This is a genomic window from Streptomyces sp. NBC_01723, from assembly GCF_036246005.1.
Classification (GTDB): domain Bacteria; phylum Actinomycetota; class Actinomycetes; order Streptomycetales; family Streptomycetaceae; genus Streptomyces.
Genome location: NZ_CP109171.1, coordinates 6,768,834 through 6,786,656 on the forward strand (window position 1 = coordinate 6,768,834; position 17,823 = coordinate 6,786,656).

A 17,823-nucleotide genomic window follows, 5' to 3' on the forward strand; every position below is an offset into this window, starting at 1 on the left:
AGTACGGGCCCGCTCAAGGAGCCGGTCCGCGTGAGGCGGGTCAGACGGTGGTCTTCGCCGGCTCCTGGTCTTCGTCGTCTCCGGTGCTCGCACCGGCGTTCCGGGTGCGGACGTAATCCAGGAAGGTGTTGAGTTCGCGCTTGACGACGGGGGCGAGGAGGTAGAGGCCGATGATGTTGATGACGGCGAGGGAGAAGAGGACCGCGTCGGCCAGGTCGATCAGCGTCTGCAGGGTCAGCAGCGAGCCCGCGACGGCGAAGACGGTGTAGACGACCTTGTAGGTGATCTCGCTGGTCCGGCTGCGGCCGAAGAGGTACGTCCACGCCTTGAGGCCGTAGTAGCCCCAGGTCAGCACCGTGGAGATCGCGAACAGCAGCACCGCGACGGTGAGGATGTACGGGAACCAGGGCAGGACCGTCTCGAAGGCGTCCGAGGTGATCGTGACACCGCCGATGTCGTCGCCCAGGCTGGCCGGGTTGGCGATGACGATGGTCAGCGCGGTCATCGTGCAGATGACCACCGTGTCGATGAACGGCTCCAGCAGCGCGACCAGGCCCTCACTGGCGGGGTGCTTGGTCTTGACCGCGGAGTGGGCGATCGGGGCGGAGCCGAGACCGGCCTCGTTGGAGAAGGCGGCCCGCTTGAAGCCGATGATCAGCGCGCCGAGGACACCGCCGGCGACTCCTTCGGGGTTGAACGCGCCCTCGACGATCGAGGCGACGGCGTCCGGGACGGCGGTCACGTTGACCAGGATCACGATCAGGCAGGCGACGATGTAGATGCCGGCCATGGCCGGGACGAGCCTGCTGGTGACGTTGGCGATGGAGCGGATGCCGCCGAGGAGCACGATGCCGACGATCGCGGCGATCAGGATGCCGAAGAACAGGGCACCGGCGGAGGAGCCGAGCGCGCCGTCCTCGCCGCCGGCGACCGAGACCAGCTGTGCGTAGGACTGGTTGACCTGGAAGAGGTTGCCGCCGAACAGGCCGAAGAAAAGGATCATGAAGGAGGCGAGGACCGCGAGGACCTTGCCGAGCGTCTTGCCGTTCCTGCCGAAGCGCTCGGCAAGGCCCTTGGGGAGGTAGTGCATGGGGCCGCCGGAGACGGTGCCGTCGGGGTGCACTTCGCGGTACTTCACGCCGAGGGTGACCTCGACGAACTTGGTGGCCATGCCGAGCAGGCCGCACAGGATCATCCAGAAGGTGGCGCCGGGGCCGCCGATGGAGACGGCGACGGCCACACCGGCGATGTTGCCGAGGCCGACGGTGCCGGAGACGGCGGCGGTCAGGGCCTGGAAGTGGTTGACCTCGCCGGTCGAGCCCTTCTCGTCGTACTTGCCCCGCACCACGTCGACGGCGAGCTTGAACTTGCGGAGCTGGACGAAGCCGAACCAGCCGGTGAAGACCAGGCCGGCGACGACGAGCCAGGCGACGATGAGGGGGAGGTCGGTGCCGCCGACGGGGACGGCGTAGAAGACGACTTCTCCCAGCCACTTGGCTATGGGTTCGAAGAAGCCGCTGACGGCTTCGTCGACGGACTGGGTGACGGAGTCGAGTGACACGGTGGTTACCTCGGTGACGCTGGTCGGGCGGGGTGGGGTGTCTCGCCTGGTTGAGCGGTCTCTGGGCGAACGTCGTTGTCCGGTGAGCGGACCCGGGGGCACGGAGCGGTGTCGGACGGTGACCGGGCCGGGCGGGAGCGGTGAACAGGTCGACAACAGGTCGGCTCTTCACGGGCGGCCGGCCGACCGAGCCACCTGCGGAGTTGCGCTGTTGTACCACGTCTTTGCCAGAGTTTTAGTGACGTATCTCACGTAACGGCTCGTGACCGAGAGAAGTCCCAGCAGGTGAGACCCGACCGTTATCCGGACAGGGAAGTGTGCCCTGTGCACCTATGTGGGCGAGGTCGAGTGGGGCAGCCGTGTGGCACCGACGACGGTTGAGGTCTGCCGTAAAGGGTTCAGCCTTCTGGCGCGGGCCAGTCCAGGAGGCGGGCGCCGATGGTGGCGGTCTGCGACATGTAGCGGTGGGCCGGATCGGTGGGGGGCGGGACCCGTGAGGTGGTGGATGCGCTCCAGCCGGTATGTGAGGGCCCGTACGCTCAGCGACAGACGGCGCGCCGCCTCCGCGGCGACGCAGCCTGAGCCGAAGGACGCGGTGAGGGTTTCCAGGAGGGGCCCGGCACCGCCGCGGGCGGTGGTGAGCGGGCCGAGTGTGTCGTGGACGAGGTCGGCCATGGCCTGGCGGTCACGGGTCGGGACGGGGTGGACGAGGAGGTCGGCGGCGCGCAGTACCGGGTCGTCGAGCCCGAGCCTGCCGGCCAGTTCCAGGGCGTTGAGTGCCTCCTCGTAGGACTGGGCGACGCCGCCGGGGCCGGGGTGGGAGCGGCCGATGGCGACTTGGCCGCCATCGGTGGCGGCGTGCGCCCGCCTGGCGAAGTAGGGCAGCACCTCGTCCTCGTTGCCCGGGGCGATGCACAGGAGCCGGCCGTCCTTGGTGGTGAGCCAGACGTTGCGGTTCCCGAACCGTGTCATCAGCGTCTGTTCCACGTGACGCGGGACACCGGATCCCTCCAGCCCGTGCCCGGCCTCCGCTGCCCGTTTCGCCGAGCGCGCGTCCGGAGTCGAGTTCGTCCCGGGTCGGCCGACGCCCGGTGGAGGCGGCCTCCGTCAGGATCTGTTCAAAGCCGACCAGTCACTCGACGGTCATCTCCCTGCCTCCCACCGCCCCCTGAGCAGTCGTGTGCTCGCGGTGCACTTCCCGTCCGCGCCATGTCCCGCCGGAGCTCGGCGAACAGCGGTGAGGTGTCGGTCCAGGGCTTGATGGGCTGGACCGGCAGTGCGTGCGAATCCTGGAGCCGCTCTACGCCGCCTCCGCCGACGGCGAGGAGGGGGGAGCCGGAGTCGGTGACTCGACAACGGCACTGGACGTCTGGGGCGGCGAGGTGCTCTCGGGTCCTGTGGGCAGGCCCGGGGGCTCTTCGGGAAGGCAGGAGAAGAGTCCTATGAGAACGGCCAGCGCGGCCGCGCCTGCCAGGAGGCGCCCGAGGCGATGTATTCGCCCGCGGGTGTCAAGGTGGCGCCATGGGGGTTCTGCCAGTGCGTCGTCGCAGTTCCAGACGTCGCCCACGTGGCTCTTCGTCTCCGGATGCCCTGTCCGTTCCCGGGCTGACGGCTCTCTCGGCGCTGACCGGGCGATGGCTTCCTCGCTGTCCGTGAGGAAGCGTGTCCACAGCGAGTCAGGGGTGGGGTTCGGCACTGTCGCTCACTTCCGGGGTGTGGGTGTGCCATGGTCGGCGCGGCGCGGCGCGTCCGATGGACAGGTCCCTGTCTCGAGGCGGACGAAGGGGATCGTGCGCCCGGCCTCGCGCAGGGCCGACTCGGTGCCGTCGGCGGGCAGTCCCAGGTAGGCGCACAGGTGACGGGCGGTGCGGGGGTGGCGCCGGCCGTAGCGCGTCATGATGTCGGCGCCTTCGGCCGGAGTGAGGAAACGGGCGGTGACGGCGTGGTGGCGGTTGCCGAACTGCACGACCGTCTTCGGCCGGGCACGCAGGTTGCGGTACCAGTCGGAGCGCGGACCGAAGCCGGAGGCGACCGTCCAGCAGCGATATGGCGCTTCGTACGCCACGACTTCGAGAACCACCCGGCGGTCGCTTCCACTGAGCCGGCCCACATGGTGCAACAGCAGCAACCGTCTGCCGAGCAGCGGCCCCAGGCCGGCCCGGAACAGGAGGATGGGCGCGCGAGCGGCCAGCCGGCGCCAGCCGACCGGAACGCGTGGTCTGGCGGGGTCCGCTTCGTCAGGTGTCATGCTCGCCTCCAGAGGGTGGCGGTGTCCACGCCCCGCCTCGACGGGGCCGAAGACCCGAGGATTTTCACTTCGGCAGGCAAAATTTTGCACAGTCTAAATGAAGGATCCCGGTAGAAAAGACCCATGGTGAAGCGCGAGTCCCGCGAGGGGACGATGGAGGACGTCGACGCCGTCACGCGGGAGGTGCTGACCGCCTCCCGGCTGCTGGTGGCGGTCTCCGCCCGTTCCTTGTCCGCCGTCGAGGACCGGGTCACGCTGCCGCAGTTCCGGATGCTGGTCGTCCTCTCCACCCGGGGCGCCACCAAACTCGTCGCTCTCGCCGACCTCCTCCACGTCGCCCCCTCGACGGCCATGCGCATGGTGGACCGGCTCATCGCCGCCGGGCTGGCGGACCGCCAGGTCAATCCCGACAACCGGCGGGAGACCCTGCTGCGGCTCACGGCGGAGGGGCGTCGCACGGTCGAGGACGTCACCGCCCGGCGGCGCACGGAGATCGCCGTCATCGTCGAACGGCTGAAGCCGGAGAAGCGGCGGGTGCTGATCGACGCCCTGGCCGCCTTCAACGAGGCGGGCGGGGAGCCCCCCGCCCCGGACGCCGACGACGAGCCGTCCCCTCTCGGCTGGGAATGACGACACCGTACTCTGTCTTGCACAGTGCAATGAATCGAAGGAGCGAATCCCATGCCCCTTGCGGGTGTGAGGGGATCCCACGTATGAGCAAACGGCGCCGGGGCCCGTCCGTCGACGAGTCTCACGCGGCGGCTCGCGTGCGCGCCATGGTCTGGGGGCCGGCGGACCTCACGGGCCTGCCGCCTTGGTGGTTGATCGGCGAGGGGCTCCTCGCCGGGCTCCTTGGCACGGGGCTGATCGTGGGTGCGGGGGTCTTCGGCGCCTGGACCGGCGAGTCCGCGTTCGCGGCGGGAGACGTGGGCGTGGTGTGCGCGCTGGGTCTGGTTCTCTACCTGCTCCTGGTGCGCGCCGGCCGGGCCATGGTGGGGATCGTCGCGGTCCTGGCCGTGGGCCTCGCGCTGCACACACCCCAGGCGGCCGTGGGCGTGGTCCTCACGGCGCGAGGCCAGGAGCAGTCCGTGCTCGTGACATCCGTCCAGGCGAGTGAGGAGGCGTCCGGGGCCAGGAACCGCTACTTCTGCTCGGTGGAAAGCCAGGGCGGAGCGCCCTCCTCGGCCCGGATCTGGCGGGGGTGCACACAGGCCACCCGTCCAGGAGACGCGCTGGCACTCGTGTACGACCCGAAGGGGCTGGTCCCTCCGCGCGGTGCCGAGGGCGCGAGGAGTATCACGGACGCGCTGAGGGGTCTGGTCGGCTGGGGCGTCGCGCTGGCCATCGCCTGCGTCACCGCGGTGGCGCGCTCCTTCCGCCTGCCTGACCGTCCGGCCGCCTCCGCATGCGATGGACCTGGTGGCCGGAGCCCGACTCGTGCGCGTCGTCACTGAACGGGCAGCGGCGCCGGGCGACGGCTTCCCCGAGAGGACCGCCCTGAGGGACCCGCTCCGACGTCAGACCTCCGGGCCATGAGCGGCCTCGCTCACGCTCGCCGGCAAGGCCCTCTACGCCGACTTCGCCCTGGACTTCGCCTGGGTCCTGGGCATCCTCTTGCAGTACTTCACCATCGTCCCCATGCGCAACATCGGCCGGCTCAAGGGCGTCTGGGCAGCCGTGACGGCCGACACCCTGTCCATCGTCGCCTCTCAGGCCGGCCTCTTCCTCGGCACGCGGGTCTATCAGGGGGCATCTTCTCGCCCGGTCTGCCGAAGACCAGTGCTCCCTACTGGATGCTGATGCGGCTGTCCATGGTCCTCGGCTCTTTCACCGCCTGGCCGGCCCACGCCGTCCAAGGGGTGGTCGGCTGGAGCACGGCCTCGTCGAGATCGTCTGCGTTCGAAGCCGATCTGCGGAGGATTCGCGCGCCCCGCGCGAGGAACCGGTCTCATCCGACTCGGAGTCCGCTCTCCGGCACGAGGAGACGGGTGCAGGAGCGGCGCGGGGGCTGGCTGAACGCAGGGTCGTCTTCGGCGAGCCCGCCGTCCGGGAAGAACCGCCCCGGTGGACATCGTTCAATCGCAAAGACTTTTGCATAGTCTAAAGGCGGGGAGGGGGTCGTGTGAAAAGAGCTACCGGGCTACTCGATGCCCAGAGACCGCAGGAGAGCACCGTGACCGTGGACAAGCCATCCGGTTCGGTGGTGCTGGCCTGGACGCCGTGGGCGGCGATGACCGTCGTAGCAGTCACAGACATCGTCGCGGGTCCTGATGTCGGCTTCCTGCCGCTGGTTTCGCTGGGTCCCGCCTTCGCCAGTCTGATCGGCGGCTGGCGCCGTACTGCCCTGATCGGTGTGGTGGCCCTCGCTCTGACGGTCGCCCTCGGTCTGTACGACGGCCTGTTCGACGGGCGTCGGGGTCTTACCGCCTGCTTGTCGGTGGCTGGAGTCACCGGCGTCGGCTTGGCCGCCGCAGTGATCAGAGAACGCAGGGAAGCGGAGCTGGCCAGTGTGCGATCGATCGCCGAGTCCGCTCAGCGTGTGCTGCTCCGCCCCGTGCCCCTGACCGTGGGCCCCTTGCAGATGGCTGTTTCCTACACCTCGGCCATCGCCGAGGCCCGCATCGGTGGAGACCTTTATGAGGTGGTCGCCTCACCGTACGGCGTCCGTGTGATCGTCGGCGACGTGCAGGGCAAGGGTCTCGCCGCGGTCGAGACGGCAGCGGTGGTGCTCGGCGCGTTCCGTGAGGCCGCCCACGACGAGCCGGACCTGGTGCAGCTGGGGGAGCGTCTGGAGCGCAGCCTGTCCCGGGAACTGGAGGGCGAGAAGTTCGTCACCGTCGTCCTGGCGGAAATCCGCACCGGGGACGAGGCGGTCTTCCTCAACTTCGGACACCCCGCGCCCATGGTCGTCCGTGCCGACGGCACGGTCGATTTCCCGGAGCCCTCGTCCTACGCCCCGCCCTTGGGACTGGGGATACCTGGCACTGAAGGACCTCAGCCGTACCGTGTCGGGTTCGTGCCGGGCGACCAACTGCTGCTCTACACCGACGGTGTCACCGAGGCGCGTGACAAGAACGACGCCTTCTACCCCCTTGCCCAACGGGCCTGTCTGCTCAATGAGCCCGACGTCCACCACGCCTTGGAAGCGCTGCGGGAAGATCTGTCGGAGCACGCCGTCGGGCCGCCGCACGACGACGCCGCGATGCTGCTGGTACGCCACCAGGGAGGGCCGGTCGGCGGCGAGCCGAGGAAGCCCCGGTAGGGAGACGTGGCGTCAGTCTGGCCCGGACGGCGAAGGCGCCGTACCCCCGGCTGACCGATGTCGGCGCACCCCTGTTTCGAAGCCGTCGACCCTCCGCTCCGTCCGCCGAAGCCGTGCCGCCCTGTTTGCTCCTTCGGCCTGGCCATTCTGTTCGTGGCGCTGGGGGGGCCGGCGGCGTTGGGGTCCAACCGGTTGAGCGAGCGCACCCGTATCCCGGCCCCAGCGTTCTTCCTGGTCGTTGCTGCCGTCCCCGTGGGCGTTGTGACGAAGTAGAGGCGGCCATGACGAGGAAGAAGGCACCCCACAGCACCAGGGTGCGGCGGCGCAGGTCCGGTGCCAGGAGGCGGCGGAACCCGCCCGAGGAGGTGTGCTTCGTCGATGTCCTGTCCGGGAGCGCGGGCAGGTCTGGCTGCCCATGCGGCGGGCCAGCTCGTCGACACGGCTCAGGGCGTTGGCGGGTCTCCTGCTGAGGAGGAAGTCGAGTGATTCCGGCAGGAGACGGAAGACGAGGGGAATGACGGCCAGGGTGGCGAGTCCGCCGGCCAGGAACACAGGGCGCCACCCGTAGCGGTCGATGAGAGCGACCGAGGAGATGCCGCCGATCGTCGCGCCCACGGCGTACCCCGTGGAGTTGAGGCTGACGACCAGACCGCGCCGGCGGCACACGGTGGACACGGGCAGACCGGACGAAGACCCGGACTCCTGCGCGGGCGTCGAGGAAGGTGCGATGCGCAGGGCGTGGTGAGTCAAGGCGTGAGTCCTTCCTCGCTCCGGGGTGGCCCGTTGCGTACCGGGCTTACGGGCCGTCGCTGAATGACTCGTTGTCCGTCGACGCGATTTTGCGGAGGATCTCGACGGCCAGTTCCCGCTCGTCGCCGGGCAGTGCGTCGAGTAGTTGTGCGTTGATGTCCTCGGCGGGGCCGATCAGGGAGTCGAGCAGTTCGGATCCCTCGTCTGTGAGGCTCAGCAGGGTCCGTCGGCGGTCCTCCTCGTCCCGTACCTGACTGACGTAGTGCTGGTCGGTCAGTCGGCGGACGATGTGGTTGACCGTCGAGCGGTCCAGTGAGGTGAAGCGCGCGAGGGTGCGCTGGTCGATGCCGGGGTCGCGGCTGAGGGTGTTGAGGACGGCGAACTGCTGGGAGGTGATCTCCCTGGACACGTGCCGGTACCACAGGGCGGTGTGCACCTGTTCCGCGCGCCGGATCAGGTGCCCGACGTAGTTGTGCAGTTCCAGTGCGTGCGCCACGGTGTTCCGTCCGTCTGTCGCCGGGGTGGTGCCGGCCGGGGGACGGCCGGTGTGGGGAGTCTACGAGTGCCGGCACCACCCCGGCGGCGACCGCGTGGTCAGCGGCTGCGGCGGCCGGGGCGCTGGTCGTAAGGAAGGGCACGGGAGCCGTCGACACCGACCTCCAGGCGACCGACCTTCTCGATGTCCAGGACCACGCGGTCCCCGTGGCTGAGCGGTCCCACTCCGGCCGGGGTGCCGGTCGCGATCACGTCGCCCGGGTGCAGGGTCATGACGGAGGAGGTGTAGGCGATCAGTTCGCGGACGCCGAAGATGAGGTCCGCCGTGTTGGTGCGCTGCCGGGTGGTGCCGCCGACGTCGCAGCGCAGGTCGAGGGTGTCCGGGTCCGGGATCTCGTCGGCGGTCACGATCCAGGGGCCGAGCGGGGTGAACGTGTCGAAGGACTTGCGGGTGGAGCGGTCCTCGCCGGAACGGACGGTGATGTCCAGGACGCAGGTGTAGCCGAAGACGTGGTCCAGGGCTTCGTCCGCGCTCACGTGCGAGGCGGTGCGGCCGATGACGACGCCCAGTTCGCCTTCCTGGTCGGTGCGCTTGTCGGAGTAGGGGAGCAGGATGTCCTGGCCCGGGCCGATGACGGAGGAGTTCGCCTTGAGGAAGACGCCGAGGTCGGCGACCGAGGTGGTGTACTCCATCTCGGCCTTGTGGTCGAGGTAGTTGACCGGCGCGCCAATGATCTTCCCGGGGCGGGGGAGCGGAGCCTCCAGGACCGCTTCGGCCAGGGGGATGCGGGGCCGGCCGGCTGGTTCGAAACGGGCCGTCTCCCCGTCGGCGACCGCCTCGACGTACCGCTGGAGCGCACCGACGGGGCCGGCGGTGTCGGCGCCGGCGACCTGGTCGGTCACGTCGACGAGATCGTCACCGACGACGAGTCCGAGGCGTCCCTGGTTGAACAGTGCCAGACGCATGCTGGCCTCCTTGTGGTTGTCGGGTGGGAGGGTCAGGCGCCGGGGTCGGCGTCTTCGGTGCGGTAGAGGCTGAGGGAGCGCATGACCGGCTCGTCGCTGTAGGAGAAGAGGACGGCGTCCGCGGAGGCCGAGGTGTTGACGTGCCGGTAGGAGGCCCAGCCGGGGACGGCGAAGGTGTCGTGCTCGGACCACTCCAGCCGTTCGCCGGCGACGATCGTGGCGCCTTCGCCGCGTACGACGTTGAAGATGGTCGAGGCCGTATGGCGGCGGCCGGCTCCCTCGAAGCCGGGGCGGAGCCGCTGGACGCGGCAGCCGATGGTGGGCATGACCGGGCCGCCGGTCCAGGGATTGCTGTACTCCAGGACGACGCCGTCGACGTCGCTGCCGTCGGCCGTGTCGGCGATGGCGTCCAGGGCGCGCTCCGTCTCCTGCCAGGTGTACCGGGTGACGGGGGAGTTGGGGCCGTCCTGGGTGAGCCAGGCGGGGGTGAGCCGGCCGTGCAGGAACTGGCGGCTGCCGGCGTCGTCGGGCTTGGTCACGGGCTGGAGCCGCTGCGGGTACTGCTCGTAGAAGCCGGCTTCCAGGGCGTTGACCAGGGGGTAGTCGAGTGCGTCGAGCCAGATCATCGGCGCGTCGCCCTCATGGGTGTGGTCGTGCCAGTGCCAGCCGGGGGTGAGCAGGAGGTCGCCGGGGGCCATGAAGACCCGCTCGCCGTTGACCGTGGTCCAGGCACCGTCGCCTTCGAGGATGAAGCGGAAGGCGTTGGAGGTGTGCCGGTGTGCCTGCGCGGTCTCGCCGGGCAGGATGATCTGGAGGCCCGCGTAGAGGGTGTTGACCGTGGCCGGGGGGTCGGTGAGGCCCGGGTTGACGAGCATGAGGACCCGTCGTTCGGCCTCCTCCAGGGACAGAGACTTGGAGAAGTGCAGGAGATGCGGGCGGAGTTCGCGCCAGTCCCAGCGGTAGGGGACGGCGCGGCTCTTGGGCTGGGCGGGGAACAGGTTGCCGTAGAAGCGCCACAGCGGGGCGGCTCCCAGGCCCTCCAGGGCCTTGTAGGCGAGTTCGTCGGTTGTCATGGTGTCCTCCTACGCGAGCCGGATCACAGGGCGGGAGCAGGTGCGGGGGTGGGGGTCCACACCCAGGAGATGTCGTCGAACGCCTCGGGGCCGCGTGACGAGAGGAGCATGTTGCGCAGGGTGGCTCCCATGCCTTCGAGGTGGCAGATCTCGCCGAAGCGGCGGGCGTTGGTCTGGATGAGAGTCGCCCGTTTCCGACGCCGGTCCGCGTACGCGGCGAAGGCTTCGGCGGGGTCCGCGCTCTGGCCGAGAGCCTGGCCGAGCGCCACGGCGTCCTCCAGTGCCTGGCAGGCGCCCTGAGCGAGGTACTGGAGCATGGGGTGGGCGGCGTCTCCGAGGAGGGCGATCCGGCCGTGCACCCAGGTGCTGATCGGGGCGCGGTCGTACAGCGGCCAGCGACGGTCGCGGGAGACGAGCGGCAGCGCGTCGCGCACGGCCTCGCAGGCGCCGGCGAAGCGCTCCTCCAGCTCGGCCTCGGTGCCCCAGTCGTCGGAATCCGGCGTGTAGTGGTCGCTCTCGAAGACGGCGACCTGGTTGTACAGCTCGCCGCGACGTACGGGGTACTGCACCAGGTGCATGCGCGGCCCGGCCCACACCATGACCGCTTCCGAGGCGGCGTGCTGGGACATCCGGCCGGTCATCTTCTCGGTGGACAGGGCGCCGCGGAAGGCGACGTAGCGTGAGCAGACCGGTTCCCCGTCACCGACCAGAACCTGGCGCAGCCGGGAGTGCAGTCCGTCCGCGGCGACGACCGCGTCGGCAGTCAGTCGGACGTGGCCCTCCGCGAAGTGCAGGTGTACCCCGGATCCGTCCTGTTCGGCCTCGGTGACGGTGTGTCCTGTGCGCAGCGTGACGGCGGGGTGTTCCTGACAGGCGGTCAGCAGTGCGGCGTGCAGGTCGGTGCGGTGGGTGACCAGGTACGGGTGTGCGAAGCGGTCGGTGTAGGCCGAGCCGCGCAGGTCGAGGGAGGTGACCTCGTCCCCGGTCAGGGCGTCCATCATGACCAGCCGGGGCGGGGCTACCGCAGACGTCCGCACGGCCGGCAGTACACCGAGTTCGTCCAGGGCGAGGGAAGCGTTGGGGGCGAGCTGCAGGCCGGCTCCGATCTCGCCGAAGCGGGCGGCGCGTTCCACGAGTGTCACGCGGTGGCCGGCGCGGGCGGTTGCCAGCGCGGCGGCCAGTCCGCCGATGCCGCCTCCGACTACGGCGATGTGGAGTGGAGAGGTGGTGACGGGCATCTGGCCTCCAAAGGTCAGCTTGGGAGGGCACCGGGAGCGGAGGCGGTCAGACCAGTCCAATGATCTGTACATCAATGATTGGTGTACAGATCATAATGTGAGGGTGCTCCTCTCGTGTCAATGGTTCGGCGGTGAGACTCTTCCGACCGCCGGTCAGCACGCGCCGGAGACGCTGTCCGCCTCCAGGGCGGTGCCGGTGCGGGCGGTGATGTCCTCGACGGTGACGCCGGGGGCGGTTTCGACCAGGGCGAGACCGCCGGGGGTGACGTCCAGGACGCCGAGGTCGGTGATGATCCGGTGGACGCACCGCTCGCCGGTGAGGGGGAGGGTGCACTCGTCGACGATCTTGGGGGTGCCGTCCTTGGCGGTGTGTTCCATCAGGACGACGACGCGGCGGGCGCCGTGGACGAGGTCCATGGCACCGCCCATGCCCTTGACCATCTTGCCGGGGATCATCCAGTTGGCGAGGTCGCCGCGGGCGGAGACCTGCATGGCGCCGAGGACGGCGGTGTCTATGTGTCCGCCGCGGATCATGCCGAAGGAGAGCGCGGAGTCGAAGAACGAGGCGCCCGGCAGCACGGTGACGGTCTCCTTGCCCGCGTTGATCAGGTCGGGGTCGACCTGAGACTCGGTGGGGTAGGGGCCGGTGCCGAGGATGCCGTTCTCGGAGTGCAGGACGACGTGGACGCCGGGCGGGAGGTGCCCGGGGATCAGGGTGGGCAGGCCGATGCCCAGGTTGACGTAGGAGCCGTCGGTGAGTTCGGCGGCGGCGCGGGCGGCCATCTGGTCGCGGGTCCAGCTCACGGGCGTACGGTCCTCTTCTCTATGGGCTTGTCGGCGGCCTGGCCCGCGGTGAGCGCCACGACCCGCTGAACGTAGATCCCGGGCACGTGGATCTCATCGGGTCGGAGCGCGCCCGGTTCGACGAGTTCCTCGACCTCGGCGACGGTGACGCGGCCGGCCATGGCGGCGAGGGGGTTGAAGTTGGCGGCGGCCCGGCGGAAGACGAGATTGCCGTGGTGGTCGCCGCGCCAGGCCCGTACCAGGGCGAAGTCGGTGGTGATGCCGTGCTCCAGGACGTACGGGCGGCCGGCGAAGTCGCGAGTCTCCTTGCGCGGGGAGGCGACGGCCACGGTGCCGTCGGGCGCGTAGCGCCACGGCAGCCCGCCGTTCGCGACCTGAGTGCCGACGCCGGCCGGGGTGTAGAAGGCGGGGATGCCCGCGCCACCGGCCCGCAGCCGCTCGGCGAGCGTGCCCTGCGGGGTCAGTTCCACTTCCAGTTCTCCGCCGAGGTACTGGCGGGCGAACTCCTTGTTCTCACCGACGTAGGAGCCGGTCACTCGGGCGATACGGCCTGCGGAGAGCAGGATGCCGAGCCCCCGGCCGTCGACGCCGCAGTTGTTCGAGACGACCTTCAGGCCGTTCGTGCCCCGTTCGTACAGGGCGCGGATCAGGACTTCGGGGACGCCGCTGAGGCCGAAGCCGCCGACGGCGAGCGAGGCGCCGTCGGGGATGTCGGCGACCGCTTCGGCGGCGCCGGCGCGGACCTTGTTCACGTACGGATTGCCTTTCGGATCGGGGCGCCGGGCAGGACGGTGGACCAGCCGCCGTCCACGACGAGGTTGGCGCCGGTGATGTATGCGGCCTCGTCGGAGGCCAGGAAGACGGCCGCGTTGACGACGTCGTCGGGGTGGCCCAGCCGCCCGAGCGGGATGTGACCGGAGATGGCGTTCATCGGGTGGTCGTCGGCGAGCAGGTTGTCGCGCGGGCCCTCGGTGTCGATCATCCCAGGGCTCACGCAGTTCACCCGGACGCCGTGCGGCGCTCCTTCGGCGGCCAGTTGCCGGGTGAGCGCGATGACGGCGCCCTTCGACGCCGAATGGGCCGTCCGGTGGTTGGTGAGGGAACCGGTCAGTCCCGCGGTCGAGCCGACGGTCAGGACGCAGCCGCGGCTGCGCAGAAGGTGCGGCCACGCCGCCCGCACGGTCAGCCACACCGAGTCCAGCTCGGCCCGCATCGTGAACGCGAAGCCCTCGTACGGCTGGCTGTCGATCGCGCCGAAGCGGACGGCGCCCGCGCCCGCGTACACGATGTCGATGCCGCCGAACGCGTCCACCGCCTCTTCCACCCAGGCACGGACGGCCTCCTCGTCGGTGACGTCGAGCGGGCCGGGGGTGAGGGCGGTGCCGCCCTCGCGGGCGATGAGGCACTGGGTCTCCACGGCCTCCTCGTGCAGCAGGTCGCCGCCGACCACGAGCGCACCCTCGGCGGCGAACCGCAGCGCGGCGGCCCGGCCCTGGCCGCGCGCGGTCCCCGAGATCAGCGCCACCTTGCCTTCCAGCCGCCTCACGACGCCCCCTCCCGCAGGGCGTCGGAGACGGACTTGACGCCGCCGTGCGCGGTCATGCCGCCATCCACCGGGATCTCCGCGCCACTGATGAACGACGCGTCGTCGGACAGCAGGAACACGACCAGCGGCGCCACCTCGCCGACGGAACCGGTGCGACCGAGCGGCGTCTCCTTGATGTTGGCCTCGCGGAAGGCGGGCGCGGCGGAGGCAGTCATCTCCGTCTCGATGTAGCCGGGGTGGATCGTGTTGACGCGGATGCCGCGCGGGCCCAGCTCCAGGGCAGCCGTCTTCGACAGGCCGCGCAGCGCCCACTTGCTGGTCGTGTAGGCGACCGGGTAGTGCGCGGTCAGGGCCGCCGATGAGCCGACGTTGACGACCGAGGAGCCCGGCGGCATGAGGGGAGCCAGGTGCTGGATGCCGAGGAGCGGACCGGTGACGTTGACCGCGTGGACGCGGGCCATGTCCTCGGGGCGTACGTCGCCGAGGCGGTCCCGCCAGGTGATGCCGGCGTTGTTGACCAGCCCGTGCACCTGCCCGTACGACTCCCGCAGCTCGGCGGCGAGTTCGGCCCAGTCCTTCTGGTCGGTGACGTCGAGCCGGCGGCAGCCGGGCGCCTCGGTCAGGTCGGTGGTGATGACGCGGGCGCCCTCCCGGGTGAGGGCCTCGGCCTCGGCGGCGCCCTGGCCCCGGGCCGCGCCGGTGACGACGACGACCTTGCCGAGCAGCCTCTTGGGATGCAGGTCGCTCACGGCCGCTCCCGGGAGCGGCGCCGGCCTGTGGGGAGGGGGACGGGCTCGACGCCGGGGACGACGGTGTTGGTGAGGGCGCCGAGGCCCTCGACGGTGAGGGTGACGGTGTCGCCGGGCTTCAGGGGCGGCGGGGTCTGTTCGCCGCGCCGGCCCCAGAGTTCGGCGAGGCAGCCGCCGTTGCCGCAGGTTCCGGAGCCGAGGACGTCGCCGGGGACGACGCGGGTGCCGCGGGAGGCGTAGGCGGTCATCTCCTCGAACGTCCAGCTCATGTTGGACAGCAGGTCCTCGCCGACCTTCTCGCCGTTGACCTCGGCGGTCAGGGCCAGGCGCAGGAAGCCTTCGGAGTCCCGGTACGGCTCCAGCTCGTCCGCGGTGACCAGGTACGGGCCGAGGGTGGTGGCGGTGTCCTTGCCCTTGCACGGGCCGAGGCCAACCCTCATCTCCGCGCCCTGGAGGTCGCGCGCGGACCAGTCGTTGAAAACGGTGTAGCCGACGATGTGGTCGCGGGCCTGTTCGGGGGTGAGGTCGCGGCCCTCCCGGCCGACCACGGCGCCCACTTCGAGTTCGAAGTCGAGCACGGCCGAACCGGGGGGCACGGGGACGACGTCCCCGGGACCGTAGATCGCGTGCGGATTGGTGAAGTAGAAGGTCGGGGCCGCGTACCACTGCTCGGGGACGCCGCCGGTGCCCTCCACGGACCGGCGTACCCCCTCCACGTGCTCCTCGAAGGTCACGAAGTCCCGCACAGACGCGGGCTGCAGCGGAGGCAGCAAACGGACCTGTGAGACATGCGGGCCCGGGGGGACGTCCAGGGCCGCGGCGCCGGCGGCGAGCAGCCCGGGGAGCCCGTCGGTCTGCTGGATCAGTGCGGTGAGCGAGGTGACGCCGGGCAGGGGGAAGAGGGTGCCGTCCTCTTCCACTACCGCCACCCGGCGGCGGTGTCGGTGTTCGTATGCGGCGAAACGCATGGTGCGGCTCCAGCGGAGTGTGATCAGGTGAGTGGGATGCGCATGAGGTCGTGGCCCACGGTGACGCGGCCCCGGTAGCCGGCCGCGTGGGCGGAGACGCGGGCCGCCGCGGCCCACTCGCGGTCGGGGTACTGGGTCGGGTCGGCCGGCGCCAGGTGGCTGAGGACTACGCGGCGCGCCCCCGCGGCGGCGGCGATCCCGCCCACCTCGGCGACATCGGTGTGCACCTCGCGCATGTGCTCGACGACGGTGGCGGGCAGGCCGGTCGCCTCGAACCACGCGGCGTCGACGGCCTCGTGGACCAGCAGGTCGCAGCCGCGGGCCAGGGCGATGAGGTCGTCACTGCGGCTGGTGTCGCCGGAGAAGACGACGGAGCCGTCCGCGGTGTCGAACCGGTAGGCGTACGCGGGGGACATGTTGCCGTGCGGGACCCTGGTCGCCGTCACCTTCACGGTGGCGGTGTCCAGGACGGTCACCACCGTGCCGGGCCGCGCCGACAGCTCGGTCACGTCGAGCATGGACACGGGGTCGATGCCGAAACCCTCGGCGACGAAGGCGTTGGTGGAGGCGGCGAAGGTGGCGTTCGCGCGCCGGGTGGTCTCGATGATTCCGGGTGCGGGCTGCCCGGGGGTGACGGGACCCGCGGTGACCGTGTCGCTCGGCCCCGGCCCCCATACGCGCACCGTGCCGCCGAGTCCGGGCTGGGGCGGCATGACGCCGGCGCACAGCAGCGGGAAGTCGAAGTAGTCGACGATGTGGTCGGCGTGCAGGTGGGTGAGGAAGATCCCCTTGAGCGACGGCATCGACAACCCCGCCCGCAGGTACTGGGTCACCGCGCCCCGGCCGCAGTCCACCAGGTAGGTGTCGGTGCCGACGGTCACGGCGGAGGCGATGCCCATGCGCTCGCCGTACGGCGGGGGGCCGCCCGCCGTGCCCAGCAGGTGCACGACCGTGCCCTTTCCCGGGCGGGACTCGTCCCGCGGCTCGGTGCGGGGCGCGGCGGCGGCCTGCGGGGTGACGGCGAGCGCGGTGGCGGCCGCGCCGCCGGCCAGCAGGCCGCGACGGGACAGCGGGGTGGTGCGAGGGGTCATCGGGGCGGTTCCTTCGATCGTCGTTGATGCGGGAGCCGTGGGGGTGAGGAAGGGGGGGAAGCGGGGCCGGGGACGCGGCGGCGCGAGTCAGGGCGTGGACACCGCTGCCGCGTCCCCGGTGTACGGGGAGCGGATCAGACCGGTGGGGCGACGAACACGCCGCGGTCGGGGTCGTTGAAGGACTCCTTGGCGACCAGTTCGTTCATGGGGTTGGCGGTGCCCCACTGGTCGGTGACCTCGGGCCGGGAGAAGTCGTAGACGTGGGGGTGCCAGGTGTCCTCGTCCAGGTTCTCCAGCTCGGTGGTGTACTCGACGGTGTTGCCGTGCGGGTCGAGGAAGTACGTGAAGGTGTTGTCGCCCGCCATGTGCCGGCCCGGGCCCCAGATCTTCTTGAAGCCCGCGCGGATGACGCGCCCGGAGCCGCGCATGTACTCGTCGATGCCGCGCATCTCGAAGGAGATGTGGTGCAGCGCGGTGTGCGGGCCCTTCGCGAGGGCCATGGAGTGGTGCTGGCTGCTGATCCGCATGAAGTGCATGACCTCGCCCATGTGCGGCGAGCTGAGCGTGTCGGAGAGGGCGAAGCCGAGGTGGCGCTCGTACCACTCGCGGGTGCGGTTCAGGTCGGGGGAGTTGAGGACGACGTGGGAGAGCTTGACCGGGATGGACTCCTTCTCCTCGATCTTGCGGTGCTGCCTGACTTCGACGTCGGCGGAGACCTCGATGGTGCGGCCGTCCACGTCGAAGAAGCGGAAGCCGTATCCGCCGCCGGGGGTGTCGACCTTGCCCGGTCGGGAGATCAACTGCACGCCGCCCGCGAGCAGTCGCTCGGCGAGGGTGTCGACGTCGGCGGCGGACGCGGCGCCGTAGGAGACCAGGTCGAGGCGCTTCTCCTCGGCCTTGCGCAGCCGCACGACGTACTGCTCGGGGGAGCCCTCGGCGGCCAGGAAGGAGATGCCGGAGTCCTCGGCGACCTTGGTCAGGCCCCAGACGCCGGCGTAGAAGTCGAGCTGCTTGTCGTAGTCGGGCACGGCGAGGTCGACGTGCCGCAGGTGGCTGAGCAGGCGCATGATGG

Annotated in this window: 18 protein-coding genes and 1 pseudogene; 4 read left to right on the forward strand and 15 right to left on the reverse strand. The window is 70.6% G+C overall.

The features are described 5' to 3' along the window. Positions 1-40: 40 nt before the first annotated feature. The 3 genes and pseudogenes from OIE75_RS31795 to OIE75_RS31805 form a co-directional block, all read right to left on the reverse strand. Positions 41-1,561, reverse strand: coding sequence for an alanine/glycine:cation symporter family protein (locus tag OIE75_RS31795; protein WP_329472998.1), 1,521 nt, complete (start codon positions 1,559-1,561; stop codon positions 41-43). Between the two features lie 398 nt (positions 1,562-1,959). After that, positions 1,960-2,572, reverse strand: a pseudogene (locus OIE75_RS31800) (PucR family transcriptional regulator); the annotation flags it as partial. A 691-nt stretch (positions 2,573-3,263) separates the two neighbouring features. Then, positions 3,264-3,809: a nitroreductase family deazaflavin-dependent oxidoreductase gene (locus tag OIE75_RS31805; protein ID WP_307015938.1), complete on the reverse strand. Its 546-nt coding sequence runs from the start codon at positions 3,807-3,809 to the stop codon at positions 3,264-3,266. Positions 3,810-3,932: 123 nt separating this feature from the next. On the opposite strand from OIE75_RS31805, the gene OIE75_RS31810 reads away from it, so the two are divergent. From OIE75_RS31810 to OIE75_RS31825, 4 genes are all read left to right on the forward strand, one after another. After that, positions 3,933-4,439, forward strand: a complete 507-nt coding sequence (locus tag OIE75_RS31810; RefSeq protein WP_307015939.1) for a MarR family winged helix-turn-helix transcriptional regulator — start codon at positions 3,933-3,935, stop codon at positions 4,437-4,439. 83 nt (positions 4,440-4,522) lie between these two features. Beyond that, entirely contained in the window at positions 4,523-5,263 is a 741-nt protein-coding gene (locus tag OIE75_RS31815; protein WP_307015940.1) for a hypothetical protein, read from the forward strand. A gap of 154 nt (positions 5,264-5,417) precedes the next feature. Further along, positions 5,418-5,609, forward strand: coding sequence for a hypothetical protein (locus OIE75_RS31820; RefSeq protein WP_329474087.1), 192 nt, complete (start codon positions 5,418-5,420; stop codon positions 5,607-5,609). A 373-nt stretch (positions 5,610-5,982) separates the two neighbouring features. Further along, entirely contained in the window at positions 5,983-7,071 is a 1,089-nt protein-coding gene (locus tag OIE75_RS31825) for a PP2C family protein-serine/threonine phosphatase (RefSeq protein WP_307015941.1), read from the forward strand. Positions 7,072-7,083: 12 nt separating this feature from the next. Here OIE75_RS31825 and OIE75_RS41520 read toward each other — a convergent pair whose 3' ends face one another. The 12 genes from OIE75_RS41520 to OIE75_RS31880 form a co-directional block, all read right to left on the reverse strand. Continuing rightward, positions 7,084-7,746 carry an MFS transporter gene (locus tag OIE75_RS41520; RefSeq protein WP_443078457.1) on the reverse strand — a complete coding sequence of 221 codons (663 nt, stop codon included), beginning with the start codon at positions 7,744-7,746 and terminating at the stop codon, positions 7,084-7,086. A 121-nt stretch (positions 7,747-7,867) separates the two neighbouring features. Next, positions 7,868-8,317: a MarR family winged helix-turn-helix transcriptional regulator gene (locus OIE75_RS31830; RefSeq protein ID WP_329472999.1), complete on the reverse strand. Its 450-nt coding sequence runs from the start codon at positions 8,315-8,317 to the stop codon at positions 7,868-7,870. 98 nt (positions 8,318-8,415) lie between these two features. Further along, positions 8,416-9,282, reverse strand: coding sequence for a fumarylacetoacetate hydrolase family protein (locus tag OIE75_RS31835; protein WP_329473000.1), 867 nt, complete (start codon positions 9,280-9,282; stop codon positions 8,416-8,418). A gap of 32 nt (positions 9,283-9,314) precedes the next feature. Then, a complete protein-coding gene (locus OIE75_RS31840) occupies positions 9,315-10,355 on the reverse strand; it encodes a cupin domain-containing protein (RefSeq protein ID WP_329473001.1) in 1,041 nt (346 codons plus the stop codon). A gap of 23 nt (positions 10,356-10,378) precedes the next feature. After that, positions 10,379-11,593, reverse strand: a complete 1,215-nt coding sequence (locus tag OIE75_RS31845) for an FAD-dependent monooxygenase (RefSeq protein WP_329473002.1) — start codon at positions 11,591-11,593, stop codon at positions 10,379-10,381. 153 nt (positions 11,594-11,746) lie between these two features. After that, complete coding sequence (locus OIE75_RS31850; RefSeq protein WP_329473003.1) at positions 11,747-12,397, reverse strand: CoA transferase subunit B; 651 nt, start codon at positions 12,395-12,397, stop codon at positions 11,747-11,749. Continuing rightward, positions 12,394-13,149, reverse strand: coding sequence for a CoA transferase subunit A (locus OIE75_RS31855; RefSeq protein ID WP_329473004.1), 756 nt, complete (start codon positions 13,147-13,149; stop codon positions 12,394-12,396). The genes OIE75_RS31850 and OIE75_RS31855 overlap by 4 nt, the downstream gene beginning before the upstream one ends. Then, entirely contained in the window at positions 13,146-13,943 is a 798-nt protein-coding gene (locus OIE75_RS31860; protein ID WP_329473005.1) for an SDR family NAD(P)-dependent oxidoreductase, read from the reverse strand. The genes OIE75_RS31855 and OIE75_RS31860 overlap by 4 nt, the downstream gene beginning before the upstream one ends. After that, positions 13,940-14,692 (reverse strand): SDR family NAD(P)-dependent oxidoreductase, encoded by a 753-nt coding sequence (locus tag OIE75_RS31865; RefSeq protein WP_329473006.1) that lies wholly within the window; start codon positions 14,690-14,692, stop codon positions 13,940-13,942. Before OIE75_RS31865 ends, OIE75_RS31860 begins: the two co-directional genes overlap by 4 nt. Next, positions 14,689-15,660, reverse strand: a complete 972-nt coding sequence (locus OIE75_RS31870) for a fumarylacetoacetate hydrolase family protein (protein WP_329473007.1) — start codon at positions 15,658-15,660, stop codon at positions 14,689-14,691. Before OIE75_RS31870 ends, OIE75_RS31865 begins: the two co-directional genes overlap by 4 nt. A 23-nt stretch (positions 15,661-15,683) precedes the next feature. Further along, the gene (locus OIE75_RS31875) at positions 15,684-16,751 is read right to left on the reverse strand and encodes an MBL fold metallo-hydrolase (protein ID WP_329473008.1); all 1,068 of its coding nucleotides are present in this window, start codon (positions 16,749-16,751) and stop codon (positions 15,684-15,686) included. Between the two features lie 134 nt (positions 16,752-16,885). Continuing rightward, positions 16,886-17,818, reverse strand: a complete 933-nt coding sequence (locus OIE75_RS31880; protein ID WP_329473009.1) for a VOC family protein — start codon at positions 17,816-17,818, stop codon at positions 16,886-16,888. Between the last annotated feature and the right edge of the window lie 5 nt (positions 17,819-17,823).